At 71.2% G+C, this 26122-nt stretch carries 25 protein-coding genes and 2 tRNA genes; 16 read left to right on the forward strand and 11 right to left on the reverse strand.

The window, feature by feature from the left end; genetic code table 11:
- The first annotated feature begins 178 nt into the window (after window positions 1-178).
- The gene (locus MKK68_RS27590) at window positions 179-1915 is read left to right on the forward strand and encodes a DEAD/DEAH box helicase (protein WP_244033555.1); all 1737 of its coding nucleotides are present in this window, start codon (window positions 179-181) and stop codon (window positions 1913-1915) included.
- A gap of 48 nt (window positions 1916-1963) precedes the next feature.
- On the opposite strand, the gene MKK68_RS29625 is transcribed toward MKK68_RS27590, so the two are convergent.
- Window positions 1964-2965: a hypothetical protein gene (locus MKK68_RS29625; protein WP_279605539.1), complete on the reverse strand. Its 1002-nt coding sequence runs from the start codon at window positions 2963-2965 to the stop codon at window positions 1964-1966.
- Window positions 2966-3248: 283 nt separating this feature from the next.
- Window positions 3249-4145, reverse strand: a complete 897-nt coding sequence (locus MKK68_RS27600; protein WP_147858846.1) for a DUF6925 family protein — start codon at window positions 4143-4145, stop codon at window positions 3249-3251.
- 132 nt (window positions 4146-4277) lie between these two features.
- On the opposite strand from MKK68_RS27600, the gene MKK68_RS27605 reads away from it, so the two are divergent.
- Genes MKK68_RS27605 through MKK68_RS27615 form a run of 3 tightly spaced genes read left to right on the forward strand, consistent with a single transcriptional unit; the run spans window position 4278 to window position 7190 of the window.
- Window positions 4278-5741: an ATP-binding protein gene (locus MKK68_RS27605; protein ID WP_409567335.1), complete on the forward strand. Its 1464-nt coding sequence runs from the start codon at window positions 4278-4280 to the stop codon at window positions 5739-5741.
- A gap of 46 nt (window positions 5742-5787) precedes the next feature.
- Window positions 5788-6462 carry a response regulator gene (locus MKK68_RS27610; RefSeq protein WP_147726003.1) on the forward strand — a complete coding sequence of 225 codons (675 nt, stop codon included), beginning with the start codon at window positions 5788-5790 and terminating at the stop codon, window positions 6460-6462.
- A gap of 47 nt (window positions 6463-6509) precedes the next feature.
- Window positions 6510-7190, forward strand: coding sequence for a TenA family protein (locus MKK68_RS27615; RefSeq protein WP_244033556.1), 681 nt, complete (start codon window positions 6510-6512; stop codon window positions 7188-7190).
- Between the two features lie 140 nt (window positions 7191-7330).
- Here MKK68_RS27615 and MKK68_RS27620 read toward each other — a convergent pair.
- Window positions 7331-7404, reverse strand: a tRNA-Gly gene (locus tag MKK68_RS27620).
- A 289-nt stretch (window positions 7405-7693) separates the two neighbouring features.
- On the opposite strand from MKK68_RS27620, the gene MKK68_RS27625 reads away from it, so the two are divergent.
- The 3 genes from MKK68_RS27625 (at window position 7694) to MKK68_RS27635 (ending at window position 8713) form a co-directional block, all read left to right on the forward strand.
- The gene (locus tag MKK68_RS27625) at window positions 7694-8347 is read left to right on the forward strand and encodes a Maf-like protein (protein WP_147726001.1); all 654 of its coding nucleotides are present in this window, start codon (window positions 7694-7696) and stop codon (window positions 8345-8347) included.
- Entirely contained in the window at window positions 8344-8538 is a 195-nt protein-coding gene (yacG, locus tag MKK68_RS27630) for a DNA gyrase inhibitor YacG (protein WP_147726000.1), read from the forward strand. Before MKK68_RS27625 ends, yacG begins: the two co-directional genes overlap by 4 nt.
- Window positions 8539-8637: 99 nt before the next feature.
- Window positions 8638-8713: transfer RNA gene (locus MKK68_RS27635), tRNA-Phe, on the forward strand.
- Between the two features lie 72 nt (window positions 8714-8785).
- On the opposite strand, the gene mobA is transcribed toward MKK68_RS27635, so the two are convergent.
- Complete coding sequence (gene mobA, locus MKK68_RS27640; RefSeq protein WP_147725999.1) at window positions 8786-9412, reverse strand: molybdenum cofactor guanylyltransferase MobA; 627 nt, start codon at window positions 9410-9412, stop codon at window positions 8786-8788.
- 8 nt (window positions 9413-9420) lie between these two features.
- Complete coding sequence (locus MKK68_RS27645; RefSeq protein WP_147725998.1) at window positions 9421-10560, reverse strand: Mrp/NBP35 family ATP-binding protein; 1140 nt, start codon at window positions 10558-10560, stop codon at window positions 9421-9423.
- Between the two features lie 224 nt (window positions 10561-10784).
- Here MKK68_RS27645 and MKK68_RS27650 point away from each other — a divergent pair, with 224 nt between their 5' ends.
- From MKK68_RS27650 to MKK68_RS27685, 8 genes are all read left to right on the forward strand, one after another.
- Window positions 10785-11288, forward strand: coding sequence for a pyridoxamine 5'-phosphate oxidase family protein (locus MKK68_RS27650; protein WP_147841060.1), 504 nt, complete (start codon window positions 10785-10787; stop codon window positions 11286-11288).
- Window positions 11289-11441: 153 nt separating this feature from the next.
- Complete coding sequence (locus MKK68_RS27655) at window positions 11442-12737, forward strand: nicotinate phosphoribosyltransferase (protein ID WP_244033557.1); 1296 nt, start codon at window positions 11442-11444, stop codon at window positions 12735-12737.
- A gap of 178 nt (window positions 12738-12915) precedes the next feature.
- Window positions 12916-14373, forward strand: coding sequence for an MmgE/PrpD family protein (locus tag MKK68_RS27660; protein ID WP_147725995.1), 1458 nt, complete (start codon window positions 12916-12918; stop codon window positions 14371-14373).
- A 123-nt stretch (window positions 14374-14496) separates the two neighbouring features.
- Window positions 14497-16467 carry an AI-2E family transporter gene (locus MKK68_RS27665; protein WP_147858806.1) on the forward strand — a complete coding sequence of 657 codons (1971 nt, stop codon included), beginning with the start codon at window positions 14497-14499 and terminating at the stop codon, window positions 16465-16467.
- Window positions 16468-16525: 58 nt separating this feature from the next.
- Window positions 16526-17314, forward strand: a complete 789-nt coding sequence (hisN, locus tag MKK68_RS27670; protein ID WP_147725993.1) for a histidinol-phosphatase — start codon at window positions 16526-16528, stop codon at window positions 17312-17314.
- 103 nt (window positions 17315-17417) lie between these two features.
- The gene (locus tag MKK68_RS27675) at window positions 17418-18539 is read left to right on the forward strand and encodes a hypothetical protein (protein ID WP_244033558.1); all 1122 of its coding nucleotides are present in this window, start codon (window positions 17418-17420) and stop codon (window positions 18537-18539) included.
- Window positions 18540-18643: 104 nt separating this feature from the next.
- Complete coding sequence (locus MKK68_RS27680; protein ID WP_405044417.1) at window positions 18644-20083, forward strand: YcjX family protein; 1440 nt, start codon at window positions 18644-18646, stop codon at window positions 20081-20083.
- A gap of 34 nt (window positions 20084-20117) precedes the next feature.
- Entirely contained in the window at window positions 20118-21149 is a 1032-nt protein-coding gene (locus tag MKK68_RS27685; protein ID WP_147727460.1) for a YcjF family protein, read from the forward strand.
- A 3-nt stretch (window positions 21150-21152) separates the two neighbouring features.
- Here MKK68_RS27685 and MKK68_RS27690 read toward each other — a convergent pair whose 3' ends face one another.
- The 6 genes from MKK68_RS27690 to MKK68_RS27715 form a co-directional block, all read right to left on the reverse strand.
- A complete protein-coding gene (locus MKK68_RS27690; RefSeq protein WP_244033559.1) occupies window positions 21153-21374 on the reverse strand; it encodes a hypothetical protein in 222 nt (73 codons plus the stop codon).
- 121 nt (window positions 21375-21495) lie between these two features.
- Window positions 21496-22047 carry an RBBP9/YdeN family alpha/beta hydrolase gene (locus MKK68_RS27695; RefSeq protein ID WP_147727462.1) on the reverse strand — a complete coding sequence of 184 codons (552 nt, stop codon included), beginning with the start codon at window positions 22045-22047 and terminating at the stop codon, window positions 21496-21498.
- Between the two features lie 95 nt (window positions 22048-22142).
- Window positions 22143-22913 (reverse strand): hypothetical protein, encoded by a 771-nt coding sequence (locus MKK68_RS27700; protein WP_244033560.1) that lies wholly within the window; start codon window positions 22911-22913, stop codon window positions 22143-22145.
- 55 nt (window positions 22914-22968) lie between these two features.
- Window positions 22969-23349 carry a DUF3618 domain-containing protein gene (locus tag MKK68_RS27705; RefSeq protein WP_405043539.1) on the reverse strand — a complete coding sequence of 127 codons (381 nt, stop codon included), beginning with the start codon at window positions 23347-23349 and terminating at the stop codon, window positions 22969-22971.
- Window positions 23346-23777 (reverse strand): phage holin family protein, encoded by a 432-nt coding sequence (locus MKK68_RS27710; protein WP_147727465.1) that lies wholly within the window; start codon window positions 23775-23777, stop codon window positions 23346-23348. Before MKK68_RS27710 ends, MKK68_RS27705 begins: the two co-directional genes overlap by 4 nt.
- Before the next feature lie 11 nt (window positions 23778-23788).
- On the reverse strand, window positions 23789-24268 hold the full coding sequence (locus MKK68_RS27715; RefSeq protein ID WP_147858802.1) for a hypothetical protein: 480 nt from the start codon (window positions 24266-24268) through the stop codon (window positions 23789-23791).
- 348 nt (window positions 24269-24616) lie between these two features.
- Between MKK68_RS27715 and MKK68_RS27720 the strand changes: the two genes are divergently transcribed.
- Complete coding sequence (locus MKK68_RS27720; protein ID WP_147858801.1) at window positions 24617-26038, forward strand: trehalose-6-phosphate synthase; 1422 nt, start codon at window positions 24617-24619, stop codon at window positions 26036-26038.
- The last annotated feature ends 84 nt before the right edge of the window (window positions 26039-26122 follow it).

Raw genomic sequence — 26122 nt, forward strand, 5'->3', positions numbered from 1 at the left:
GGCGATCGGGAAGGCTTGCGCACACGCAACCGCCCCATGCGGGCCGGGACGTGGCGGAACCGCCGCGAAGGCGCTAGAGGATAGGGCTTCGCAACCCGAGTCGAGACCGGTGAGCCTGACAGAGAACTGCGCCCTGCGCCGGTTCCGACGGGACGGACGGTCGTGAAAGCCCCGCACCGTGCCGTTTCCGACCCTTCCCGCCCCGTTCGCGCGGGCGCTCGCCGACCATGACTACGCCGAACCCACACCGGTGCAGAGCGCCGTCCTCGAAGCGGCCGCCGACGGCAGAGACCTTTTGGTCTCGGCGCAGACCGGTTCTGGCAAGACCGTGGCCTACGGCCTCGCCATGGCCGGCCTGCTGCTCGACGGTGCCGAGATGCTGGCGCCGGCCGGTGCCCCGCTGGCGCTGGTCATCGCGCCGACGCGCGAGCTGGCGCTGCAGGTTCAGCGCGAGCTGATGTGGCTCTACGGCCCGGCCGGCGGCCGCGTCACGGCCTGCGTCGGCGGCATGGACCCGCGCCGCGAGGCGCGCGCGCTCAACGAGGGCACGCACATCGTCGTCGGCACGCCTGGGCGCCTGCGCGACCACCTCGAGCGCCGCACCCTCGTTACCGACCAGATGAGGGCCGTCGTGCTCGACGAGGCCGACGAGATGCTCGACCTCGGCTTCCGCGAGGACATCGAGTTCATCCTCTCGGCGACGCCGAACGAGCGCAGCACCTTCCTGTTCTCGGCGACGCTGCCGAAGGCGATCGACAGCCTCGCCGCCCGCTACCAGCGCGACGCGCTGCGCCTCGCGGTGAAGAGCGAGACCCGCGGTCACGCCGACATCGCCTACCGGGCGATTCGCGTGGTGCCGCGCGAGATCGAGCACGTCGTGCTCAACCTGCTGCGCGCCGCCGACGCGCCGACGGCGATCGTGTTCTGCAACACCCGCAACGCGGTGCGTCACCTCCAGGCGAGCCTGACCGAGCGCGGCTTCTCCACCGTGGCCCTGTCGGGGGAACTCGGCCAGGGCGAGCGCAACGCCGCGCTCCAGGCGCTGCGCGACGGCCGCGCGAAGGTCTGCGTCGCGACCGACGTCGCCGCCCGCGGCATCGACCTGCCGGGTCTGTCGCTCGTCATCCACGCCGACCTGCCGCACGACGCCGAGGTGCTGCAGCACCGCAGCGGCCGCACGGGACGCGCCGGCAAGAAGGGCACCAGCATCCTGCTGGTGCCGAACGCCCGCCGTCGCCGGGCCGAGCAGATGTTCCAGCTCGCCAAGATCAGCCCCGAATGGGGCGGTCCCCCGTCGGCCGACGAGATCCGGCGCCTCGACGGCGAGCGCATGCTGGAAGACCCGCTGTTCACCGAGGCGCCCGGCGAGGAGGATCTCGCCCTCGCCGAGACGCTGATCACCGGCCGCACCCCGCTCGAGCTCGCCGCCGCCCTCGCCCGCGTCTACCGCACCCGCTTGCCGGCGCCGGAGGAGGTCACCGATCCGGGCGACCAGTCCGGCCGCGGCTCCGCGAGCCGGCCGCCCTACGATCCGATGGACCCCGAGCGCATCGCGGCGATGGGCCCGGCGGTGTGGTTCCGGCTCAACCTCGGCCGGCGCGACAACGCCGACCCGCGCCGCCTGCTGCCGATGCTGACCCGCCGCGGCGGGATCGACCGCCAGGAGATCGGCGCGATCCGCATCTTCGACCGCGAGACCAAGTTCGAGGTGCGCGGCAACGCCGCCTCGCGCTTCGCGCAGGCCTTCGCCCGCAACGGCTCGCCGGAGATCCAGGTCGAGGCCCTGGTCGGCGATGCCCCGGTCGCCGAGCGCAAGGGGCCGGCCGGCTTCAAGAGCCCGCGCGCGGCCAAGCACGAGCGCCACATCGGCAAGCCAGAGGCGGCGAAGCCTTACGCCCGCAAGCCGCGCGCCTGAGCGCGGCGTCGGCGCGCGGCCGACGTTGCCTCGCAGCGACCCGACCGGTCAGAACCGGTCGGGAATGCCCTTCACCGCATCGCCGAGCGCCTCGACGCTCTCGCGCAGCTTGCGCCCGGCCGGCGCCAGGGACGGCACCTTGATGCCGAACACCTCGGTGTCCTCGTCCCGCGCTTCCGCGGGCACTGCCTTGGCTTCGACCGCCGCGGGCTTGCGGGCGGCCGGCTTTTCCGCGACCGCCTTGCTCGCCGCTGGTGCCGCCGTGGCGGCGGGAGGCTTCGCGTGCGCCTCGATCCGCGGCTTCGCCTTCGAAGGCTCGGGCTTCGCGGCCTCGCGCTTCGCCAGCTCAGGTTTGGCCGCTTCGATCTTGGCCGCTTCGATCTTGGCCGTTTCGTCGACCGAAGATGCCGGACGGGTCGCGACCGCCTTCGGGGGCTCCGGCGGCAGGGCCGCGTAGGTCGCGGTCTCGGTCTTGGCGCGCACGGTCTCGGCCGCCAGCGGCGCGATGCCGGGCACGGTGCGGGCCGGCGCGACCAGGGTCGCCTGACGGGCCGGGCCGATCACCGGCACCTCGACAAGCGCCGGGACCGGTTTCGGCGCGGGTGCCGGCGTCGCGAGCTTGCTCGCGGCGACGGGCGGGTTCGGGGTGATGGCGGGCGTCGCAGATGTCGGTACGGCGTCGGTGGCGACGGAGCCCGCGCGCAGCATCGGATCGATCCGCGCTTCGACGACCGGGGGCTCAGCCGGCTCGGGCGGCAGGATCTCGCGGATCTTCGGGATCGACGAGGGGCTGCCCGTCGCCAGCGCCGGCAGCCCGTCCTTCAGGTCGGGCCAGTCGGCGGCCTGCCGGCTCGTCACGATCGGCTTGGCGCGCTGCGGTCCGGCGAGGCCTGAGAGGTAGGTGCTGGCCGCGGCGGCGAAGGCCCCGGTCCCGGCCACCCCGATCACGCCGAACAGCGCGATGCGGGCCCAGGGGCGTCGTGCGGCCGGACGCGGCACCGTCTTCTGCGATTGCCGGGTCTCGGACGGGTCGAGGGCGAGATCATTCATCGGGGGGCGATCATGGCAGGAGGTTGCATCGGGCACGCGAGGCGGATGCGACCGATCTCCCCATCACGGCCGCATCGCCTCCGAAGATGTTCCGCACGCGGAACTCGAGTGTGGATCAAGAACCGGCAATACGGCGCAACGATGTCGCCCCGCTTCGCGGCGCCGAGCCCCGGGCTTCGACCTGTCGCATCTTCTGTGGAGAAGTCGTCGTCGCGCCGAGGTCTTGCGTAGACGGTGTGTGCTTAAGAACTCGTATCGGCGGGCGTCCTGCCCCGGTCGAGCCTCAGGGCCAACCTGCGAGGTGCACGGCCTGCGCCCGTGCCACGCGCTCGACCGCGCGGGTCCATCGGCTCGCCGGCCGAACGGGCGACGATGCGCCGGCCGCGACGGCCGCCTTCAGCGTCAAGCCGTCCCGATCGCCCCAGCGCGCGAGCAGAACCTGGAACGCGTCGTGCCGCGCACGCTCGAAGGGGATCGGCCGCAAAGCGGAATCGCGACAGGGATGGGGCGGGTAGAGATGGGCCACCGGCACCAGGCCGGCCGGGATCGGCGCCGTGGCCACGTGGGTGCGGCGGCGGCGCAGGATCTTCGGCACGACGTAGGCCCGCGGCCCGAACGGATCGCCGGCGCCGGACGACACCTCGATCCGCCCGAGCGGTCCCACGACGACCAAGTCTGCCTCGCCGCCCAACGCCTCCGGCCGGATCGCGCCATCGAAATCCGGCGGTGCGGCGCCGAGATGCGCGCGGAGCCGCGCGAGCGGTCCCGGCCGATCGGTCCTGACCCGGACGGAGACCTGCGCCGAGCCGAGACCGAGATCGAAGCTCACGGCCGCCCGCCGAGCCGGATCGAGCGCTTCGCGATCGGGGCCGAGCTCGGTGAACCGCGAGCAGGCGACGGCGCCGAAATCCGCAGCCGGCAGGCACAGCGCGACCGCGTGGCTCCATCCGTCGCCCACCGGCATTTCGTAGGCGATCGGTCGCACCGCATCCGTCAGCGTCAGCGCGATGCCGCCCGTGGCGGTCCGCAGGCCAATCCGGCCCTCCCCAAGGATCCGGAACGGTTCGTCCGGCCGCCGGCGGAACTCGGCGGCCGCCCCGAACGCGCCGAGGTTCCACGCGCTCGCGGGATCGGCGAGCGCGGCGCAGAGGATGTCGCGATCGGTCGCGTCGAGGGCCATGGTGGGCACGGCTACGCCGGTCGTCGCGGAGGCTCAAGCGCCGTCTGCAACCGAAGGCTGCGATGTGGACCGCATGCCGAACGCGCCTGCGCGGCATGGACTTCGCCGCGCGACGCCGCCACCCTGCGCGGCGTGAGCGCCAGACCGATCTCCCTCTCGACACCGCCGGACGACGCGCCCGGCACCGCCTCCCCTGTTCCACCGCAGGCGATCCCGGCGGCCGGGTTCTGGAGCGGCTGGTCGACCCGCGCGCGGCTGATCGCCGTCGTCCTCGCCATCGATGTCGTCGCGGCCCTGGTCTCCTGCGGCGTCATTGTGATCAACGCGCGCACGGCGGTGAAGGTCGAGACGCGGGCATCGCTCTCCACCGTGGAATCGCTCGTCGCCGACACGATCCGCCTCCTCGACGCGGCTCCGCCCGAACGCCTGCTCCAGACCCTCGACCTGCGCTTCCAGATCCTGCGCCACGTCCGCGTCACGGTGCGCGACGCCGCCGGCGCGACGGTGGGCGCGCCGATCGGCCAGCCGCGTCAGGAGAAGACGGCGCCGGCTTGGTTCGCAGACCTGATCATGCCGAAGATCGAGCAGCATGAGCTGCCGATCGTCACCGCCGGCCGCACGATCGGCACCGCGCGGATCACCACGCAGCCGATGGACGAGATCGACGAGATCTGGGTCTATGCGCGCGCCCTGTCGCTGACGACGTTCTGCATCAACGCGGCGATGCTGGCAGCCCTCTACCTTGCGCTCGGGCGCGTGCTGGCGCCGCTGGGCCGCCTCGCCGACGGCCTGACCCAGCTCGAGCGACACGATTACACCGCGCGGCTCGAGAACCCGGCGACCCACGAGTTCGCGGTGATCGCCATTCGCTTCAACCAGGTCGCGGAAGCGCTGAGTGCCGTCCGAGCCGCCAACGGCCGCCTGAAGCGGCAACTGCTGACCGCGCAGGACGACGAGCGCCGCAGCACGGCACTGGAACTGCACGACGAGTTCGGCCCCTGCCTGTTCGCCCTGGAAGCCAACGCGGCTTCCGTGAAGCGGCTCGCGACCGGCACGGCCGAGCCCGACCGGGACAAGCTCCTGGCGCGCGCCTCCGAGATCGCGGCGATCGTCGGTCAGGTGCAGAGCCGCAACCGCGACCTGCTCAACCGTCTGCGTCCGCACGCGCTCGGCCAGGTTCCGCTCGCCGACTGCCTCGGCCTGCTGTTGCGCGACTTTGCCCGCCGACACCCCGAGACCCGATTCACCGGGCGGTTCCAAGGGCTCGCCCGCGGCTACGGCGATCTCGCCGACCTCACCGTGTTCCGTTGCATCCAGGAGAGCATGACCAACGCCGTGCGTCACGGCCACGCCGCGACGGTCACCGCCGAGGCGCGCGAGGGGAGCGGCTCGCTGGTCGTGTCGATCGCCGACGACGGCACCGGGTTCGCGCCCGATCACGGCACCGGCCTCGGGCTCTCGGGCATGCGCGAGCGCGTCGAAGCGCTGGACGGAACGTTTGTTCTTGACAAGCACCCCCCGGGCGCCGTTGTCCGCATTATCATTCCCGTGGATGCGCAAAGGGACGACGATGCCGACCCGGTGCGATCCGCCTGAGCGGCCTCGCCATCCCGAGCGATCCCCCGATGAAGTTCCCGGCTCGATGAACGCCTTTGCCATGAAGCCCGTCGCCGTCGAGACCCGGATGCCGGTCCTCGTGATCGACGATCATCCGATCGTGCTCCAGGGCTGCCGCCGGGTGCTGGAGGATGCCGGCATCGAGACGGTGGCCGAGGCGACCACCGTGGTCGACGGCTACCGGGCGTTCCACCGCCTGCGCCCGCCGATCGTGATCTGCGACCTGACGTTCCAGGGCAGCGGCCTGGCCGGCCTCGGCCTGATCCGCCGCATGTGCGCGGTCGAGCCCAAGACCCGCATCCTCGTGTTCAGCATGCACAACGATCCGGTGATCGTGGCACGCGCGCTCGAGGCCGGCGCGCTCGGCTACGTGCTCAAGGACCACGCCTCGGCCGAGCTGTTCGAGGCCTTCGAGAAGGTCCGGGCGGGGCAGGTCTACCTCGACCGGCGCCTCGCCACCGAGGTCGCGATGCTGCGCACCGACGCCCGCCGCACCCCCGAATCCCAGCTGACGCCGCGCGAGCAGCAGATCCTCGCGCGCCTCGCGCAGGGCAAATCCTACGGCGCGATCGCGACCGACCTGTCGGTGAGCTACAAGACCGTGACCAACGCCTGCTCGCAGATGCGGCAGAAGCTCGGCGTGCGGACGCTGGCCGAGCTGATCCACGTCGCCGTCACCGAAGCCCAGCGTCAGGGCTGACCGATCCGGCGGCGGCCGCGCCGCGCGACACGACGAGAGGCCGAACCATGGGCGATGCGGAAACCGGCACGTTCTCGCAAGCCGCGTGGGCGCGCAACGCCGCGCTCAACGAGACCATCCGTACGATGCCGTTCAACGCCGAGCTTGCGGCCGGCACGCTCGGCCGGTCGCGCTTCACGCATTACATCGTCCAGGACGCTCATTACCTCATCGGCTTCGGCCGCGCCCTGAGTCTCGCCGCCGCCAAGGCGCCGGAGCCCGACGGCATCGTCCTGTTCGCCAAGGCGGCGGAAGAGGCGATCGTCGTCGAGCGCGCGCTCCACGGCGGCTTCTTCCGCGACTACGGCATCAGCACGGAGGCCTTCGCGGCGACGCCGCTGACGCCGGCCTGCGATCACTACGTCGCGTATCTCATGGCGACGGCCTACGCCGAGCCGTTCGAGGTGCTGCTCGGGGCGCTGCTGCCGTGCTTCTGGATCTACGCCGAGGTCGGGCGGGACATCCTGGCGCGCGAGAGCGCCGGCAATCCCTATCGCGCCTGGATCGACACCTATTCCGGAACGGACTTCCAGGACGCCGTCGCCCGGATGATCGCGGCGACGGACGAAGCCGCCCGCGGGGCATCGTCCACCGTTCGCGAGCGCATGCACAAGGCCTTCACCCACGCGACTAGGCTCGAATGGATGTTCTGGGACAGCGCCTACCGCGAAGCCGCCTGGCCGGTGTGACGGCAGGTCTCGTGCGGCCGATCCAGCGCTCTAAGCACCGGCATCGGTAAGGACCGTTTCGACCCGACCTGCGTGCGTCGCGCCTCCTCGAAGGGAGAGGGGGACACACCACCGATTCGAAAGGGGCAGAACGATCGGATTGGAGCGGGCGACGGGAATCGAACCCGTATATTCAGCTTGGGAAGCTGACGTTCTACCACTGAACTACGCCCGCGCCGGGCCGCGTTTCGGCAGCGCGGCTGGACCATAGCAGAGCCGCCGACGTTGTCCACGGGGTCGATGGTCCTGCGGTCATGGACGGGCACCGCGAAACATCTTCTTCGGGCGGCAGCCCGGCACGCGATGCTCCGGCAGCGGCCACACGATCGCCGCGCGCAGGCCATCGCCGCCGTATCCGTTCCCATGGCGACGCCGTTCCACTATCACCCGTCGGACCTGCACCCACGATGCGTGCGGCGTCCGCCTCCGGTGGGCGGCGCCGGCCGAGGACCGATCCGAGATCCATGGACGCCCCTTCCCCCCTGGCCGCGCCCGCGGACAATCCCGCGCGGCTGATCCTCGCTTCGGCCTCGCCGCGCCGGCTCGCGCTCCTGCAGCAGATCGGCATCGAGCCGGACGCCCTGCTTCCCGCCGACGTCGACGAGACGCCGCTGAAGTCCGAATCGCCACGCGAGCTCGCCCGGCGGCTCGCGCGGCTGAAGCTCTCCGCGGCGCAAGGGGCGCTCCACCTCCACGAGCACGGCGGGAAGAGCTGGGTGCTGGCGGCCGACACCGTGGTCGCGGTCGGCCGCCGCGTGCTGCCCAAGGCCGAGGTGCCCGACGAGGCCGCCGACTGCCTGCGCCTGCTTTCCGGGCGGCAGCACCGCGTGTTCACGGCGATCTGCCTGCTCTCGCCGAAGGGCGCGCGGCGCGAGCGCATCGTCGAGAGCCGGGTGCGGTTCAAGCGCCTGTCCCAGCGCGAGATGAGCAGCTACCTCGCCTCGGGCGAATGGCGCGGCAAGGCCGGCGGCTACGCGATCCAGGGGCTGGCCGGCGCCTTCGTCGTCAAGCTCGTCGGCTCGCACTCGGCCGTCGTCGGCCTGCCGCTCTACGAGACGATGGCGCTCCTCGACGGCGAGGGGTTCCCGGTGCGGGCCGGCTGGGGCGCGATGGCATGACGACGGTCGCGAAGCTGCCCCCCTGCCCGATCTGCGGCAAGCCGGCCGATCCGAAGCTGAAGCCGTTCTGCTCGGAGCGCTGCTCGGACATCGACCTCGGCCGCTGGCTCAGCGACCGCTACGTGATCCCGGCCGCCGATGACGAGGACGAGGACGCGTTGCCGGCCGCCCGGAAACCCGAGCACGAATAGCGGGAAAATCATCCAGCCGATGCGCCCGATCAGGCTGGACAGGCCCGGAGGCACTGACTATACCCCCGCCCTGTCGAGCCGCCACGCGGATCGGCGAAGGCCCAGGTAGCTCAGTTGGTAGAGCATGCGACTGAAAATCGCAGTGTCGGCGGTTCGACTCCGTCCCTGGGCACCATCCCTCCCCAGCGTCTGAACTAGATTCGCAGCCGCGGCTGCTGAACGCGTTCGTGCCTGCGCGGACGCCCTCTCAGGTGGTGCCCGATCCCTCGACGATCGCGGCCAGCCTCTCCGCCGTTTCAAGATCCTCCGGCGTGTTGACGTTGAGGAACAGGTCGATCGGCTCGATCGGCCAGCGCACCACCGCGGCGCCGTGACGGCCGATGAAGCCGCCGACGCGGCGCTCGTTGCGCTCGACGAGCGCGGCACGCAACTCTGCCCGCAGATGGATCGGCCAGAGCGCCACGGTGTAGTGCTCGCGATCGCCCGAGGCGGCGACCGGGATCGCAGCCGCCTCCCGGGCTGCGGCGAGGCGGGCGACGAGGTCGAGCGGCAGGAACGGCGCGTCGCAGGAGACGCTGACGACGGCGTCCACGTCGGCGTGGAACGCGGCCGCATGGTCCAGCCCGGCCAGGATGCCGGCGAGCGGGCCGGGATGGCCGGCGACGCCGTCGGGCAGGACCGGCCCCGGAAAGCCGGAGAACCGCGTCGGGTCGCCGTTGGCGCTGAGCATCAGCCCAGCCGGGCATTGCGGCGCCAGGCGCCCGGTCACCCGCTCCAGCAGCGTCCGGCCGCCGAGGGTGCGCAGCACCTTGTCGCCGCCGCCCATGCGGCGGGCGAGACCGCCGGCCAGGATCAGGCCCAGGACCGGCGGCATCGTCGCGCCTATTCGAAGACGATCTTGGGCGCCGCCCGGCCGGCCGGTGCCGCGGTCAGGTTGTCCCAGAGCTTGCGCGCGATCTCGCGGTAGACCTGGGCCTGCGGTCCGTCGGGGGCGACGGCGACGACCGGCTGGCCGGCATCGGACGATTCCCGGATCGTCATGTTCAGCGGCACCTCGCCGAGGAACGGCACGCCGAGGCGCTGCGCCTCGATCCGCGCGCCGCCATGGCCGAAGATGTGCGATTCGTGGTTGCAGTTCGGGCAGATGAAGGTCGCCATGTTCTCGATCACGCCGAGGATCGGCACCGCGACCTTCTTGAACATCGTCACGCCGCGCCGCGCGTCGATCAGCGCGAGGTCCTGCGGGGTCGAGACGATCACGGCGCCCGAGAGCGGCGTCGCCTGGGCCATGGTGAGCTGCGCGTCGCCGGTGCCCGGCGGCATGTCGACGATCAGCACGTCGAGCTCGCCCCAGAGCACGTCGCGCAGCATCTGCGTCAGCGCCGACTGCACCATCGGGCCGCGCCAGATCATCGCCGTCTCGGGCTCGATCAGGAAGCCGATCGACATCACCTTGAGGCCGTAGCCTTCCATCGGCTCCATGCTGCGGTTGTCGACCACCTTCGGCTTGCCGGAGAGGCCGAACAGCTTCGGCACCGAGGGACCGTAGATGTCGGCATCGAGCAGGCCGACCTTCAGGCCCTGCGCCTTCAGGGCGAGGGCGAGGTTGCAGGCGGTGGTCGACTTGCCGACGCCGCCCTTGCCCGAGGCCACCGCCACGATGTGGCGGACTCCCGGCAGGGCCGGCCCCTGGCCGGGAGGCGCGCCGGGACGCGGCGGCGCGGCATTCACCGGAACCGGGGCGGCCTTGCTCTGCTCCGGCATGCCGGGGCCGCGCTCGGAGGTGAGGCTCGCGAACACGCCCGAGACGCCGGGCATCGACAGCACCTTGCCCTCTGCCGACCGGCGGATCGGCTCGAAGCGCGCCGCCTCGCTGGCGTCGATCAGGATCGAGAACATCACGCGGTTGGTCGGGTCGACGACCACCTGCGACAGGCGGCCGGACGCCGGCAGGGTGGTGCCGGCGGTATCGATGGTCACGCTTTGCAGCGCGCGCAGCACGTCGTCTCGGGTGATCGCCACGGTCGGCCTCCTTCGCCGCGTCCGGCGTCTCTGGATCTCGAAAGGGATGGTTCCGGCCCATGTAAACAGCCGTGCCGGAAACGCCAGCCGAAGCGGGCCTACCACCATGCGGCGCCTGTGCGCAGGCGATCGAACCAACCGATGCGTCATCCGTTGTGAAACGACCGCCGGCGCGGGCGGCAGGGAGAGCCGGTGCGCCGTCAACATCTGGAGAGACCTACGCGATGCATCAGGGCAATCACCGCGACCACGAGGGCGCGAAGAAGCTGTTCGAGCTGGTCAAGGACGTCAAAGTGGCGATGATGACCACCGCCGACGCCGACGGCACGCTCAACAGCCGTCCGATGTGGAACAACGACATCGACGAGAACGGCGACCTGTGGTTCTTCACCAAGCTGCACTCGCCCAAGACCGCCGAGATCGGCCGGGACAACCAGATCAACCTGTCGTACTCCGACCCGTCGAGCCAGACCTACGTCTCCATCGCCGGCAAGGCGGAGATTGTCAGCGACCAGGCGATCATCGACGCCAAGTGGACCGAGAGCCTGAAGACCTGGTTCCCGAACGGCAAGGACGACCCCGAGGTGGCGCTGCTCCGCATCCACCCCGAGCAGGGCGAGTACTGGGACAGCCCGAACAGCAAGATGCTGCACCTGTTCGGCTACGTGAAGGCCTCGCTCACCGGCGAGAGCCCGAAGACGGAGACCAAGAAGGTCGACCTCGCCTGATCGCGGCGGCCTGAGCCGCCTTCGCGACGACAGGCGGCGTGCCCGGTGCGGCGCGCCGCCTTTTTCGTGCCCGCGCCGCCGCCTCCGTTGACACAGGGCTGCCGGTCATGCGCCCTCGGGGCTCCGTGACGCCCGCCCCGAGGTTCCAAAGACATGCTCGATCTCGCGCGGCGGGTGCACGACCACAGTTTCGGCATCGACCCGATCGTGCGGTCGCTGCTCGACACCGACTTCTACAAGCTGCTGATGGCGCAGACGATCCTGCGCCGACACCGCGACGTGGCGGTGACCTTCGGCATCAACAACCGCACGACCCGCATCCGCATCGCCGACGAGGTCGACGCCGGCGCGCTGCGCGAGCAGCTCGATCACGCCCGCTCCCTGCGCCTGTCGCGTGGCGAGGCGACCTGGCTGCGCGGCAACGCCTTCTACGGGCGCCGCCGCATCCTGTCGGCCGACTTCATCGCCTGGTTCGAGGGGTTTCGGCTGCCCGAATACCAGCTCGAGGCGCGGGACGGGCAGTACGAGCTCACCTTCCACGGACCGTGGGTCGAGACCACGATGTGGGAGGTGCCAGCGCTTGCCATACTGAACGAGCTGCGCTCGCGCGCCGTCCTGCGCGACCTCGGCAAGCTCGACCTGCAGGTGCTGTACGCGCGGGCGATGACGCGGGTCTGGGAGAAGATCGAGCGCCTGCGCAAGCTGCCCGACCTGTCGATCGCCGATTTCGGCACCCGTCGCCGGCACGGCTTCCTGTGGCAGGACTGGTGCGTGCAGGCGATGGACGAGGGCTTGGGCTCCAAGCGCTTCCTCGGGACCTCGAACTGCCTGATCGCGCTCCGCCGCGAGGTCGAGGCGGTCGGCACCAACGCGCACGAGCTGCCGATGGTCTACGCGGCCCTGGCGGAGGACGATGCGGCGCTCGCCCGCGCGCCCTACGACGTGCTGCGCGACTGGCAGGAGGATTACGAGGGCAACCTTCTCGTCGTGCTGCCCGACACCTACGGCACCACCGGATTCCTCGCCGGCGCGCCCGACTGGCTCGGCGACTGGACCGGCATCCGCATCGATTCGAAGGACCCGATCGAGGGCGGCGAGGAGGCGATCGCGTTCTGGCGCTCCCGCGGCGCCGACCCGCGCGAAAAGCTCGCGATCTTCTCCGACGGGCTCGACATCGACACGATCGAGCGGATCCACGCGCATTTCTACGGGCGCCTGCGGATCGGTTACGGCTGGGGCACCCTGCTTACCAACGATTTTCGCGGGCTGGTGCCGGAGGGCCGGCTCGATCCGATCTCGATCGTCTGCAAGGTGACCCATGCCAACGGGCGCCCGACGGTGAAGATCTCCGACAACCCGACCAAGGCGCAGGGGCCGGCGGACGCCGTTGCGCGCTACAAGCGGGTGTTCGGCGTCGGCGCGCAGGATGCGATGGCGGTGGTGGTCTGAGCCGGCCGATCGCGCCGGCCCCCGGCGCAGCTTCCATTGAAGTCGTGTCACAGACTGAAGATTGAAATTACGCGGTCTCCGTTCGTGGTGGGCGTGCGCTATGTCCCGCCCCGATACCGGCGCGTCGCCTTCCGAGGAGGCGCGCGAACCAAGCCGGAACAGCAGGGACGCGGATGCCATGTCACGGATCGATCGACGCGCGCTGATCGGAGCAGCGGGTCTGGCGCTCGCAGGCCCCACCCTCGGGGGTTCGGCACATGCCGCGGATGCTCCTGCACCGAAGCCAGCCGAGGCGAAGGACGTCACCCGCACGCTGGCGCGCTGGGTCGTGAACGCCCGGTTCGAGGATCTGCCCGAGGCGGTGCGCCGAGAGGCGACGCGAACCTTCCTGAACTGGGTCGGCGTCGCCATCGGCGGCTCGCATCACGAGACGCTGGACGTGGCGGTCTCCGCGCTCGCGCCGTTCTCGGGGCCGCCCCAGGCCGGCCTGTTCGGCCGCTCCGAGCGCTTCGACATCATGAACGCGGCGTTCCTCAACGGCGTGTCGAGCCACATCTTCGACTACGACGACACTCACCTGAAGACCGTCATCCACCCGGCCGGCCCGGTCGCCTCGGCGATCCTCGCCTATGCCGAGATGCACCCGGTCTCGGGGCGCGACTTCCTCGACGCGCTGGTGCTCGGAATCGAGACCGAGTGCCGGATCGGCAACGCGGTCTATCCCAACCACTACGACGTCGGCTGGCACATCACCGGCACCGCCGGCGTGTTCGGGGCGGCGGCCGCCGCCGGCAAGCTGATGGGCCTCACCGAGCAGCAGATGGTGTTCGCCCTGGGGCTGGCCGCCTCGCAGCCGGTGGGCTTACGCGAATCGTTCGGCTCGATGAACAAGAGCTTCAACCCCGGCCGCGCCGCGGCCAACGGCCTGTTCGCCGCGATCCTCGCGGCCAAGGGCTTCACCTCGTCGGACGGCATGATCGAGGCCAAGCGTGGCTGGGCCAACACCGTCTCGACCAAGCGGGATTATCGCGAGATCACCGAGGGGCTCGGCACGCGGTACGAGAGCCTGCTCAACACCTACAAGCCGTTCGCCTGCGGCATCGTCATGCATCCGGCGATCGATGCCGCGATCCAGCTTCGCGACGAGGAGCACCTGAAGCCCGAGCAGATCGCGCGCGTCGACCTGAAGGTGCATCCCCTCGTGCTCGAGCTCACCGGCAAGACCGCCCCGCAGGCGGGATTGGAAGGCAAGTTCAGCATCTACCACGCGGTTGCCGTCGCGCTGGTCGAAGGCGCGGCCGGCGAGAAGCAGTTCAGCGACCGCGCCGTTCGCGATCCCGTCGTCGTCGCGTTGCGCGACAAGGTCGTGCCGGTTGTCACGCCGGGGATCGCGGCGGCACAGGTCGACATGACCGTCACGCTCGCCGACGGGCGCACGCTGCACCGCCGCATCGAGCACGCGATCGGCAGCGTCGAGCGTCCGATGAGCGACGCCGCCCTGGAGCGCAAGTTCACCGATCTCGCCGACGGCGTGCTGCCCGCGGCGCAGGCCCGCCGCGTGATGAGCCTGTGCTGGTCGCTCGATACGCTCAAGGATGTCGGCGACGTGATTCGCGCAGGGGTTGCGCAAGCCTGACGATCACGAGCCCGTGAAAACCCGCCGCAACGGGAGGGATCGTTTCGCGGCGCCGTGCCGTTCCCCGTTCGCACCGGCGAATGCACGGGCGTTGCGGGCGTGAGCGTACGGTTCGGTGGCGGCATGGCGACGAAGACAGACGACCCTCCCATCCCGGTGCCGTCTCCCACCCGGATCGCCGCCGCCGAGACCCCGAAATCGGCGCTGGTCTCACCGGTCCTCGTCAGCGCGATCATCATCGCGGCGCTCTATGTCGGGCGCGAGATCTTCATCCCGATCGTCATCGCGGTTCTGTTGTCCTTCGTGCTCGGACCGCTGGTCGCGCTCCTGCGCCGCTGGCACCTGCCCCGCGTCGTCGCGGTCGGCTCCGCGGTGGTGTTCACCCTCGGCATCGTCGCCGCCCTGGCGACGCTGATCGGCGTCCAGGTCGCCGGCCTCGTCGGCGACGCGCCGCGCTACCGCTCGACGATCGAGCGCAAGATCGAGGGCCTGCGCGACAGCCCGGTCGCGCATCTCACCGATTACGTCGCCAATATCGGCCGGGCGATCCACGATGCCGGCAACACCGAGAAGGCGCCGAAGCCCGAGGCGGAGGCGAAGCCCGGCCCCGAAACCAAGCCGGCGCGGCCGGCCTCGGAACCGGCTCCCGTCCTCGTCGAGATGCGCCAGACGCCGCCCGGCCCGCTGGAGACGGCGAGCACCCTGCTCTCCCCGGTGATGCAGCCGCTGGCCACCACCGGCATCGTCTTCGTCGTGCTGCTGTTCGTCCTGATGCAGCGCGAGGATCTGCGCGACCGGATGATCCGCCTCGCCGGATCGAGCGACCTGCACCGCACCACCGTCGCGATGGACGACGCCGCGCGGCGGCTCAGCCGCTACTTCGTGGTGCAGCTGGCGCTCAACACCGCCTTCGGGCTGGTGGTCGGCATCGGCCTCTACGTCATCGGCGTGCCCAACCCGGTGCTGTGGGGCATCGTCTCGGCGATGATGCGGTTCGTGCCGTATATCGGCGCCTTCCTCTCGGCCCTGCTGCCGCTCCTGCTGGCGGCGGCCGTCGATCCGGGCTGGGACATGGTGATCGCCACCGCGATCCTGTTCCTGGTGCTGGAGCCGCTGACGGGCCAGATCGTCGAGCCGATGCTCTACGGCCATTCCACCGGCCTCTCGCCGTTCGCGGTGCTGATCTCGGCTCTCTTCTGGACCTGGCTGTGGGGGCCCGTCGGGCTTCTGCTCTCGACGCCGCTGACGGTCTGCCTCGTCGTGCTGGGGCGGCACATCGACAAGCTCGAGTTCCTCGACGTGCTGTTCGGCAACCGCGCCGCCCTGACGCCTGTCGAGAACTTCTACCAGCGCATCCTCGCCGACGACCCGGAAGAGGCGCAGGAGCACGCCGAGCTGATCCTGCAGACCTGCTCGCTGTCGGCCTATTACGACGACGTGGTTCTGAAGGGCCTCGAGCTCGCCGCCCGCGACGCCGCCCGCGGCGTGCTGACCCTCGAGCAGAAGACCGACATCCGCGCCTCCGTCAGCGAGCTCGTCGACGCGCTCGCCGAGCGCGACGACCGGGTTCCCGTCGCGCCTGCGGCCGATGCCGACGACGGTGCCGAGGGGGATGCGAAGGCCGATCCCGAAGCGGCGCAGCCAAGCCGGGAGGAGATCCCGCCGGCGTGGTCTCGCGAGGGCGCGGTGCTGTGCGTCGCGGGGCGGGGCTTCATCGACACGCCGGCGGCCGCGATCCTCGCACAGCTCCTCGCCAAGCGCGGGCTCGGGACGCGGATCGTACCGTTCGGCGACGTGTCGCGCGCGAAGATCGCCGATTTCGACCCCGGCGAGGCGCAGATGACTTGCATCGTCTCCCTGGCGATCAGCGGAGAGCCGGGGCACCTGCGACGGCTCGTCGATCGCCTTCGGCGCCGGATGCCCGACGTCCCGATCGTCGTCGGGCTGTGGCAAGCGGACGACGATGCCGCCGGCCGCGGCAGCATCCCGGCGGCCGAGCACGTCTCGTCGCTCGCCAGCGCCGTCGACACGGTGCTGGCCCATGTGCACGCCGAGCCGGAGCCGTCCCCCATGCCGGTGGCTGCGCAGGCTTGACGGAAACGGCCGAAACCCGCCTTCCTGCCGCGATGCAGGATCGAACGGGGAAAAGCCGATGAGCGTCGTCGAACTCGGCCGGTTCATGGACGATCTCGCCGACGCGTCGGGCCAGGCGATCCTGCCGTTCTTCCGTGCCCAGTATGCGCTGACCGACAAGGCGGCGGGCACGGCCGCGTTCGATCCCGTGACCGAGGCCGACCGCGCCGCCGAGCTGGTCCTGCGCAACATGATCCGCGGTCGGTTTCCCGCCCACGGCATCCTCGGTGAGGAGTTCGGCTCGGAGCGGCTCGACGCGGAATGCGTCTGGGTGCTCGATCCGATCGACGGCACCCGCGCCTTCATCACCGGCATCCCGACCTGGGGAACCCTGATCGGCCTGACCCGGAAAGGGAGCGCCGTGCGCGGCCTGATGCACCAGCCCTATCTCGGCGAGCGCTTCACCGGCGATGGACGCACCGCACGCCTGCGAAGCTCGCGCGGCGAGCGCACGCTCCATACCCGCCGCTGCTCCGACCTGTCGGCGGCGATGCTCGCCACCACCGATCCGCGGTTGTTCACGGACGGCGCGGAAGCCGATCGGTTCCGGGCCATCGAGGGTCGCGTGCGCATGTCGCGCTACGGCACCGACTGCTACGCCTATTGCATGCTGGCTTCGGGCCAGATCGACCTCGTCGTCGAGGCCGGCTTGAAGCCCTACGACATCGTCGCGCTGATCCCGATCGTCGAGGGTGCGGGCGGCGTCATCACCGCCTGGGACGGCGGTCCCGCGACCAGCGGCGGCCGCATCGTCGCCGCCGGCGATCCGCGCATGCACGCGGCGGCGCTGGCGATTCTCAACCCGTAACCGGTCGGCGCCCGAAACCACATTGCGACCCGTCTCGACGAACTGAACCGTCCATGCGCCCCGGCCGTTCCTGGTCGTCCGCAACGCTTCCTCCCGGCTGCCCGTGCTCCTCGCCGCACTCCTTCTCCTGACGACCCTGCCGCCGCTGGCCGAAGGGTCTGTCGACGCGCTCCGGGCGCACGCGGTCGGCTTGCAAACGCCGTCGGTCGAGGCGGCACCGTATTATCAGCACGTCGCGCGGGCGGTCTCGAACTGGCGAGGCCAGGCCGGTACCGAGCTTCGGCCGGTCTCGCTCGCCCTGGTCGCGCAGGTGGCACCCACCGAGCCGGCCTACGTCGCACGCTGCGCCAAGCTCAACAATTACTGGTGCATCAAGAGCGCGCGCTGGTCGGGCGAGATCGGTGCCGACGCCGAGGGGCATACCGGCTTCGCCACCGCGGCGGACGGCGCCGACGCCGCGGCCGGGCTGCTCCGGCGATACTACCGGGATTATGGACGCCGCACGGCCCTGGCGATCGTGCGCCGCTGGGCGCCGGCCTCCTGCGGCGTCTCCACCGCTCCGCTTGCGGCCAGGGCCAAGCCGACCGCCCTCGCGCCGCGCGGGATCGGGGGCACGCTTCGGGCCCGCTTCCTGGCGCGCCACCTTCCCGGCGGCGCCCGGCGCGGCGTCTCGCGGGCGCCGCGCACCGCCCTGCGGGTGCAGCCCTGGTCGCCGCTCGCCCGGATGAGCGGCCATCCGGCCCGGCGCCCGTCGATCCAGGCCAGGGCGATGCAGAAACCCGTCGCGGATATCGCGACCGGCCTCGCCGACAGGCCGACGCCGACCGTACGGTTTCCGGCCCCGAGCGGGGCGGACGATCCCGCCGCGCTCCTCGACCGCAAGGTGCCGTCGCCGGATCGCCTCGTGGCCGATTCGACCCTGTTGCCGATGATGGTCTCCGGCTTGGCGATGGGGGATCTGCGTGCACCGGCCCCGCTCTGCGGCAACGACGAGGTCCGGATCGGCAACTACGCGGCCGCCATCGCCAGGAGCGTGGGCCTGCGCGCCACGGACGACCTCGCGCTGTTCTCGCCCGACGGCAGCCCGCTGCCGAACCTCGCCCCCGTCATGCGCGCGATGTCGGGGGTCGAGCTCGGCGCGTTGCACGCGGGTCCGCCCCTCGTGGAGGCGGCGATCGCCCGGCTCGGTCCGACCCCCGCGGCGACGGCCGATGCGGCCAAGTAGCCTTCACCGAGCCTTGTCGCGGCCCCCTCCCCGCGCCACCTGAGCGGCGACGGCCGACCGGTTGGCCCTTCGCGTTTCCCGAGCCCCCGAGCCCGCCCTTGCCCATCCAGAGTTTCGCCGCGCGTGCCGGCTCCGCGGTCAAGGCCTTCGCGGAAGCTTCGAGCGACTTCCTGATCCAGCCGACTCTGCGGCTCGGCGTCACCGGGCTCGCCCGCTCGGGCAAGACCGTGTTCACAACCGCCCTCATCCACCATCTTGTCGAGAGCCATGCGCTCCCCGCCTTCGCCCCGGCGCAGGAGGGACGCCTGCGCCGCGCCCGCCTCGTGCCGCAGCCGGACGACGACGTTCCGCGCTTTCCCTTCGAGGAGCATTTCTCGGCGCTGACGGAGTCCCGCCTCTGGCCGCGTTCCACCGATCGGATCAGCCAGTTCCGGCTCGCGATCGAGTACGAGCGCGCCGGCGGCTGGCGCTCCGGCCCGGGCACGCTGATGCTCGACGTCGTCGACTATCCCGGCGAATGGCTGCTCGATCTCGCGCTCCTGGAGCAGAGCTACACAGCGTGGTCGCGGGCGACCATCGCCGGGACCCGGCGCGCCGGCCGCGGCGGGATGGCCGCGCCGTGGCTCGCGATGCTGAGGGGGCTCGATCCGGCGGGGCCTCTAGACGAGGTGGTGGCCGAGCGGGCGAGCGCCGCCTTCACCGCCTATCTCGCGGCTCTCCGCGCCGGCCCGGAGATGGTGGCGACGACGCCGCCGGGCCGGTTCCTGATGCCGGGCGACCTCGCCGGCTCGCCGGCCCTGACCTTCGCCCCGCTCGACGAGCTGCCCGAGACGATCGCGCCGGGCACGCTCGCCGGGCTGATGGAGCGGCGCTTCGAGGCCTACAAGGCCAAGGTCGTCGTGCCGTTCTTCCGCGATCACTTCCAGCGCGTCGACCGACAGATCGTGCTGGTCGACGTGCTGGCCGCCGTCGATGCCGGGCCGGCGGCGCTGGCGGAGCTGGAGGAGGCGCTGGATTCCGTCCTGCTCAGCCTGAACATCGGCCGCAACACGCTGCTCTCGCGGCTGTTCGCACCGCGGGCCGACCGGATCATGTTCGCCGCGACGAAGGCAGACCACCTGCACCAGACCAGCCACGATCGGCTCGAAGCGCTGCTGCGCCTGCTGGTGTCGCGCGCCATGCGCCGGACGGAGGCCGCCGGCGCCCGTGTCGGCACCGTGGCCCTGGCGTCGGTCCGCGCCACCCGCGAGACCACGATCCACGACGGCGACGCCGTGCTGCGCGCCGTCGCCGGGACGCCGGAGGCCGGCGAGACGGTCGGCGACGAGGTGTTCGACGGGACGGCCGAGGCCGCGGTGTTCCCAGGCCATCTCCCCGCCCGCCCGGAGGCGGTGCTCGAAGGCGCGGTCGAGCCCGGCTCGCTGCGGTTCCCGCGATTCCGCCCGCCATCGATCAAGCCCGACGCGCTGGGGCGTCCGGGCCACCTGCCGCAGATCCGCCTCGACCGGGCCATGCAGTTTTTGATCGGCGACAGGCTGACGTGATGGCGGCTCTGACGAGAACCCCGAGGACGATGCCGTGAGCTCGACCCAGCGCCCGCGCGCCTTCCGCATCCCCAGCGCCGATGCGCCCCCGGCCGTCGAGGGAATCCCTTCGATGCCGGCCGCCCCGACCGGCGTCCGCATCGTCGAGGATCCGGTCGAGATCCTCGACGCCGCCGACGGCACGCCCGTGCCGGTGGCGAAGTCGCGCGGCGTTCCGTGGGGCGGCCTGCTGCTGTCGGCCGCGGGCGGCCTCGTCTCCCTCGGGGTCGGCTTGTCGGTCGAGCGGCTGATCGCCGATCTGTTCCAGGCGGCGCCCTGGCTCGGCGGCGTCGCGCTCGCGCTCCTGGCGCTCGCCGGCCTCGCTCTCCTGGCGATCATCGTGCGCGAGGTGCGCGGGCTGTGGCGGGAGCGCAAGATCGAGCACCTGCGCCAGGCCGCCGTCGCGGCGATCGCGACCCGCGATCACAGTGCGGCGCAGGGGGTGGTTCGGGATCTCGCCGCCTTCTATGCGGATCGAACGGCGTTGGCGGCGGGCCGGCAGCGGCTCGAGGCTTCCGCCGACGCGATCCTCGACGTCGACGATCGCATCGGCCTCGCCGAGCACGAGCTGCTGAGCCCGCTGGACCGGCAGGCGCGCAATGCCATCGCCACCGCCGCCAAGCAGGTCTCGGGCGTGACCGCGCTCAGCCCGCGGGCAATCGTGGACGTGGCGTTCGTGATCTATTCCGCCGTGCGGCTGCTGCGCCGGATCGCGGCGATCTACGGCGGACGCCCGGGCTTCCTCGGCTTCCTGCGCCTGGCCAGAGCCGCCTTCGCCCACCTGACCGTCACCGGCGGAATGGCGGTCGGCGAGAGCATGATTCAGCAGGTGCTCGGCCTCGGCATCGCGGCGCGGGTCTCGGCCAAGCTCGGCGAGGGCGTGCTCAACGGCCTGATGACCGCGCGCTTCGGCCTCGCGGCCCTCGCGGTCTGCCGCCCGCTGCCGTTCGTGCGCGAGGCTCCGCCGCGCCTGTCGGTTGTCGCCGGCGAGCTTCTCCGCCCGGCCGAGCCGGAGCCGAAGCCGTGATGCTCAGGATTGCGCGCGCTTCTGTACCGCCTCGACGTTGCGGCGGTTCGCGATGCGGGTGAACATGTTGCCGGTGTAGTCGGCGACCTTCGGCTTCTCCACGGCCACGAGCTGGGCCTCGAACGCCTCGATGCGCTTGAGCAGCGCGGCGTCGCCGAAGATCGAGCTGTTGAAGGAGGTGTGGGCGCGCTCGCCCAGCGCCGTCTGCACGGCGTCCAGTCGCACCAGAAGCTCTTTTCGCGTCACGTCGATCTCCCGCGGGCCGGATCGCCCGTGATCCGGCACCCATCAGCGCGGGCTTGGGTAAACGAGAGGTTAACCGCCGGGCGCGATCGAGCCGACGGGCTCAAAGATCCTTCATGAACCCGGCCAGCCGCATCAGCCCCTCGGGCCACGGCCCATGGCCGCTCGCGACGTTGACGTGGCCGGATTCGCCGGCGTCGACCAGGGCCGATCCCCAGGCCGCGGCGAAATCCTCCGCGCGCTCGTAGCGGCAGTACGGATCGGTTCGGCTCGCCACCAAGAGCGACGGGAACGGCAGCGGCGCGCGCGGCAGCGGCGCGAAGGCGCGCACGCTGTCGGGCAGGTTCGGCGTCTCCTCGACATCCGGCAGCGCCACGAACAGCGCCCCGACGACGCGTCCTTCGGCAAGCTTCGGCACCGCCTCGACGCAGGCGACGACGCCGAGGCTGTGGGCGATGAGGATGACGGGCCGTATCGCGGCCGCGACCGCCTCGACGACGCGGCCGCACCAGGCCTCGGGCTCGGGCGCATGCCAGGACTGCTGCTCGACCACGCGGGCGGTCGACATGCGGCCGGCCCAGCGCGCCTGCCAGTGGCCCTCTTCCGAGCCGCCCAGGCCCGGAACGATCAGGATGTCGCAATCGGCGGTCTTCATGGTCGCGTGCCTACCGTCTCTCGGCGCGAGGGTCGAGAACGAAGAAAGGCGGCACCTCGCGGTGCCGCCTCTCGGATCGGGTCGATCGCGCCGGCTCAGAGCCGGTGCGCGGTACGGTCTTCGCCCTCATACGTGGGCTCGGTCTTGAGGCCGGCCTTCTGCGCCGCGGTCTGGATGTTGTCCGGGTCAAGGGCGGTCTCGACGAACTCGCGGCCACGGCTGGTGAACTCGCGGGCGTAGCGCAGGCCCTGGTCGCGGACCTCGTCGGCATAGGGACCGATGTTGCGGTCCTCCTGGCGCGTACGCGGGAGCAACGCGCCGAGAAGCAGGCCCGCGGCGACGCCGACGACGCCGACCAGCAGCGGGTTCTCGGTCACAAACTGCTCGACGGCGGTGCGACCGCGATCGAGCCGGTCGCTGCCGCGCACCACCGCGTCGTCGATCCGGCGCATGTGGTCGCGATGGACGCCGGAGACCCAGTTGCGGGCCTCGTCGGCCGCACCGCCGAGGCGATCGCGGACGTCGTCGGCCAAGTCGGCAGCACGATCGCGCGTGCGATCGGCGAAGTCCGCGGCCCGATCCGCCGCATCGCCCGCCGCCGCGCGAGCCTGACCGGCGACGCTGCCGACATCGGGTCCGGGACCGGCCTGATGATCGTGCGGCGACGCGTCGGGCCGTCCGATCGGATCGCGGAGGCCCGTGGGATCCGCCCGCAGGGTGTGGTCGGCCGCCTTCGTATGCGGGTCGAGGTGGACCGGGTCCAGGCCGGCGGCGTGCAGGCCCTGGTCGACCTTCGCGCCGGCGGCCCGGGCGAGGTCGTCCGGTAGGTGGTTGTCGGTCGTGGCCGACTTGCTCGTATCGCTCATGGCGTGATCCTTCAGAACTCGTACGCGGCTGGCAATGTCCGCAGGTGGCGGCCCGTCAGGCGCGGGTTTCGTCCATCAGCGAGGGTTTCGGCTGGCGGGTGGGCAGATCCGGATCGTAGACCCGGGCCGCCCCGTCGTTGAGCACCGGGACGCGCTCGGCCGAAGCCTGCGTCCGGCGACGCGTCGCGTCCTGGGACATCCGATGCAGCAGCCAGCCGACGCCGGCGGCGATCAGCAGGACGGGAACCGGATTGCGGCGGACCGCTTCGAGCGCTCCGTCGTAGGCACCGCTGACGGCGGGTGCGCGGCGGGCGTTGCCGAGCATCTCGTCGACGAGGCTGGACACCGAGAGGCGGCCCTGGATGCGGTCGATGGTCTCGTCGAGGCGCGCGCGGCTCTCCTCGATGTCCCGCTCCATCTCGTTCATCGAACTCATCCGGACACTCTCTCGGAAAGGGCGCGGGCGTCCTGGCGGACCTGCCGGCCGGTACGGGTGGGCGTGAGCGTCGAGAACGACAGGGCGCTGCGTCCCCACAGCGCCATCCCGATCGCGACGACCAGGAGGACGCCGCCGACGATGAGGGCCGAGAGCCATTCCGAGCCGACGATCGTCGCCAGCCACTTCACGAAGGCGCCGATCAGCACGAGCAGGGCGACGACGGAGAAGACCGCCGAAGCCATGAGGCAGACGATGCCGATGATCAGCGAGCGGACGTTCCGCGCCATCTCGGCGCGGAACAGGGCGATCTCCTTGCGGGCGAGGTCGTTGGTCTCGCGCAGCGCGTCGCCGATGAGGCTCTGGATGCTGCCGGCGGGCGACGCACCGGAGGAGCCGGGGGGTGGGGTCTGCGATCCGGTCGACATGGCCGGGCCGCTCACGCGCGGAAGCTGTCGCGGGCGTCGCCTTCCGGCGGCAGGCTCGACGACTTGATGAAGCGCGCGGCGATGAAGCCGGCGACGAACGTTCCTACCGCGACCGCGACCGGTGCACGGCGGGCGAAGGCCTCGGCATCGCCGTAGAAGTCGGCGAAGCTGCGCGACTCGATCGAGCCGCCGAGTTGGCTCAGGCCGTCGGCAGCGCTGTCGAAGAACGCCTTGATGTTCGGGCGATCCTCGAAGTCCTTGCTCGAATCGCGCAGGGTCTTGGCGAGATCGTGGACGGACTGCGCCGCGTCGTTCTTGCGGCCCTCGACGAAGGTCTGCGCCTGAACCCGAGCTGCATCCATCAGGCCGCGCCCGCGCTCGGCCGCGACGTCGGCCAACCCCTCGACGTCGCCCTTCAGGCCGCGCCACTCGGCCTGCTCGCTGGCTGCGGCCTTGGCCGGATCGGGGTGGGGGATCTCGGACGCGGCCATGAGGGGACTCCTTCGAACACGGGGTCTTAGCGGGGCGAAGTTCGCCTGAGTAACATCGTCCACGTCCGGGGGTTCCGGGGACGACGGCACATCCGCGGCTCAGCCTCCGTTCAGGGGCGATCGGCCAAGGTTCGTTCCTGCCTCCGCCGCCCCGCGCGGCGGGGACGGATGCGGGGACAGGCCCCGGATTTCGTCGTGACGGCCGCAAACGATCGCTTGACCCGCGGCAGTCATTCGCGCTTGGCTAACCCTACGGATCGCGCCGACCTCTCGCGCGTTCACGATGGCAAGAAACGTTGACGTTGCGCGTTCCACGCCGGCGCGCTTGAGGATCCGGAGCCCACCTGAGTGGCACGCCTTGTGATCGTATCGAACCGCGTTGCGGTTCCGGAAGAAGGCGGCAAGGCGGTCGCCGCCGGCGGCCTCGCCGTCGCCGTGAAGGAGGCCTTCACCGCCTACGAAGGTCTCTGGTTCGGGTGGAGCGGCAACATCAGCGAGGAGCCCTCAGAGGAACCGACGCTGATCGATCGGGACCGCGTCCAATACGCGGTGGTCGACCTCTCGCCGCAGGATCACAAGGAATACTACGCCGGCTTCGCCAACCGGGCGCTGTGGCCGATCATGCATTACCGGCTCGGTCTCGGGGCGTTCTCGCGCTCGGACTACGCCGGCTATTGCCGCGTCAACCGCATCTTTGCGCGGGCGCTCGCCAAGCTCGTCGAGCCCGACGACATCATCTGGGTCCACGACTACCACCTGCTGCCGATGGCCGCCGAGCTTCGCGGCCTCGGCCTCGCCAACCCGATCGGCTACTTCCACCACATCCCGTGGCCGGCCGCCGACGTGTTCAACACGCTGCCGGCGAGCAACGACCTGCTCCGCGCCATCGCCGACTACGACCTGATCGGCCTGCAGACCGACCCGGACGTGCAGAACCTGTCCCGCAACCTGATCGACACCCTGCGGGCGATCCCGCTCGGCGGCGGCTCGCTGATGGTCGACGGGCGCCGGACCCGGATCCGCAGCTTCCCGATCGGCATCGACGTCGCCGGCTTCAAGGACGCGGCGGAGAAGGCGGGCTCGAACAAGGTGGTGCGCGAGACGATGGCTGGCCTGCGCACCCGCAAGCTGCTGATCGGCGTCGACCGGCTCGACTATTCCAAGGGCGTGCCCGAGCGGATGGAGGCGGTGGAGCGCTTCTTCGCCTCGAACCCCGACCAGCGCGGCAACGTCACCTACATCCAGATCACGCCGAAGTCCCGCAGCGAGGTGCCGGAATACGAGCAGCTCTCGCGCACCGTCAACGAGACGGTCGGCGAGATCAACGGCGCGCTCGGCGACCCGGCGTGGACGCCGATCCAGTACGTCACCAAGGCCTATCCGCGCCCGGTTCTGGCCGGGCTGTATCGCGCCGCCCGCGTCGGCCTCGTGACGCCGATGCGCGACGGCATGAATCTCGTGGCGAAGGAATACGTCGTCGCCCAGAGCGAGGACGATCCCGGCGTGCTCGTGCTCTCAAAATTCGCCGGTGCGGCACGGCAGTTGCCCGAAGCGCTGATGGTGAACCCCTACGACCGCTTCGAGGTCGCGGAGGCGATCCGGACGGCCCTGTACATGCCGCGCAGCGAGCGCCTGGAGCGCTGGAAGCCGATGGTCGAGCGCATGACCCGCGAGGATGTCGATTGGTGGGCGCGCAATTTCCTCTCCGAGCTCGAGAACTTCCGCACCGTCGAGCGCGAGCCGCCGACGACGGCCGCCGCGGCGGAGTGATCTCGGGGCGGACGTCGTCGTTCTCCACGGCCCATGCGGCCCGGCGGCTTGATCCGGGATCGCGGATGCGTCCACACCGGCTCC

Source organism: Methylobacterium sp. E-016, assembly GCF_022829745.1.
In the GTDB taxonomy this organism is placed as follows: Bacteria; Pseudomonadota; Alphaproteobacteria; order Rhizobiales; family Beijerinckiaceae; genus Methylobacterium.

What these genes read in the sequence shown, in the direction of transcription:
- MKK68_RS27610 (WP_147726003.1), top strand. Translation starts at nt 5,788, where the DNA reads ATGAACGCCTTTGCCATGAAGCCCGTCGCCGTCGAGACCCGGATGCCG.
- mobA (WP_147725999.1), bottom strand. Translation starts at nt 9,412, where the DNA reads ATGCCGCCGGTCCTGGGCCTGATCCTGGCCGGCGGTCTCGCCCGCCGC.
- MKK68_RS27695 (WP_147727462.1), bottom strand. Translation starts at nt 22,047, where the DNA reads ATGAAGACCGCCGATTGCGACATCCTGATCGTTCCGGGCCTGGGCGGC.
- MKK68_RS27700 (WP_244033560.1), bottom strand. Translation starts at nt 22,913, where the DNA reads ATGAGCGATACGAGCAAGTCGGCCACGACCGACAACCACCTACCGGAC.
- MKK68_RS27625 (WP_147726001.1), top strand. Translation starts at nt 7,694, where the DNA reads ATGGACGCCCCTTCCCCCCTGGCCGCGCCCGCGGACAATCCCGCGCGG.
- MKK68_RS27655 (WP_244033557.1), top strand. Translation starts at nt 11,442, where the DNA reads ATGCTCGATCTCGCGCGGCGGGTGCACGACCACAGTTTCGGCATCGAC.
- hisN (WP_147725993.1), top strand. Translation starts at nt 16,526, where the DNA reads ATGAGCGTCGTCGAACTCGGCCGGTTCATGGACGATCTCGCCGACGCG.
- MKK68_RS27705 (WP_405043539.1), bottom strand. Translation starts at nt 23,349, where the DNA reads ATGAGTTCGATGAACGAGATGGAGCGGGACATCGAGGAGAGCCGCGCG.
- MKK68_RS27650 (WP_147841060.1), top strand. Translation starts at nt 10,785, where the DNA reads ATGCATCAGGGCAATCACCGCGACCACGAGGGCGCGAAGAAGCTGTTC.
- yacG (WP_147726000.1), top strand. Translation starts at nt 8,344, where the DNA reads ATGACGACGGTCGCGAAGCTGCCCCCCTGCCCGATCTGCGGCAAGCCG.
- MKK68_RS27615 (WP_244033556.1), top strand. Translation starts at nt 6,510, where the DNA reads ATGGGCGATGCGGAAACCGGCACGTTCTCGCAAGCCGCGTGGGCGCGC.
- MKK68_RS27715 (WP_147858802.1), bottom strand. Translation starts at nt 24,268, where the DNA reads ATGGCCGCGTCCGAGATCCCCCACCCCGATCCGGCCAAGGCCGCAGCC.
- MKK68_RS29625 (WP_279605539.1), bottom strand. Translation starts at nt 2,965, where the DNA reads ATGAATGATCTCGCCCTCGACCCGTCCGAGACCCGGCAATCGCAGAAG.
- MKK68_RS27660 (WP_147725995.1), top strand. Translation starts at nt 12,916, where the DNA reads ATGTCACGGATCGATCGACGCGCGCTGATCGGAGCAGCGGGTCTGGCG.
- MKK68_RS27710 (WP_147727465.1), bottom strand. Translation starts at nt 23,777, where the DNA reads ATGTCGACCGGATCGCAGACCCCACCCCCCGGCTCCTCCGGTGCGTCG.
- MKK68_RS27665 (WP_147858806.1), top strand. Translation starts at nt 14,497, where the DNA reads ATGGCGACGAAGACAGACGACCCTCCCATCCCGGTGCCGTCTCCCACC.
- MKK68_RS27600 (WP_147858846.1), bottom strand. Translation starts at nt 4,145, where the DNA reads ATGGCCCTCGACGCGACCGATCGCGACATCCTCTGCGCCGCGCTCGCC.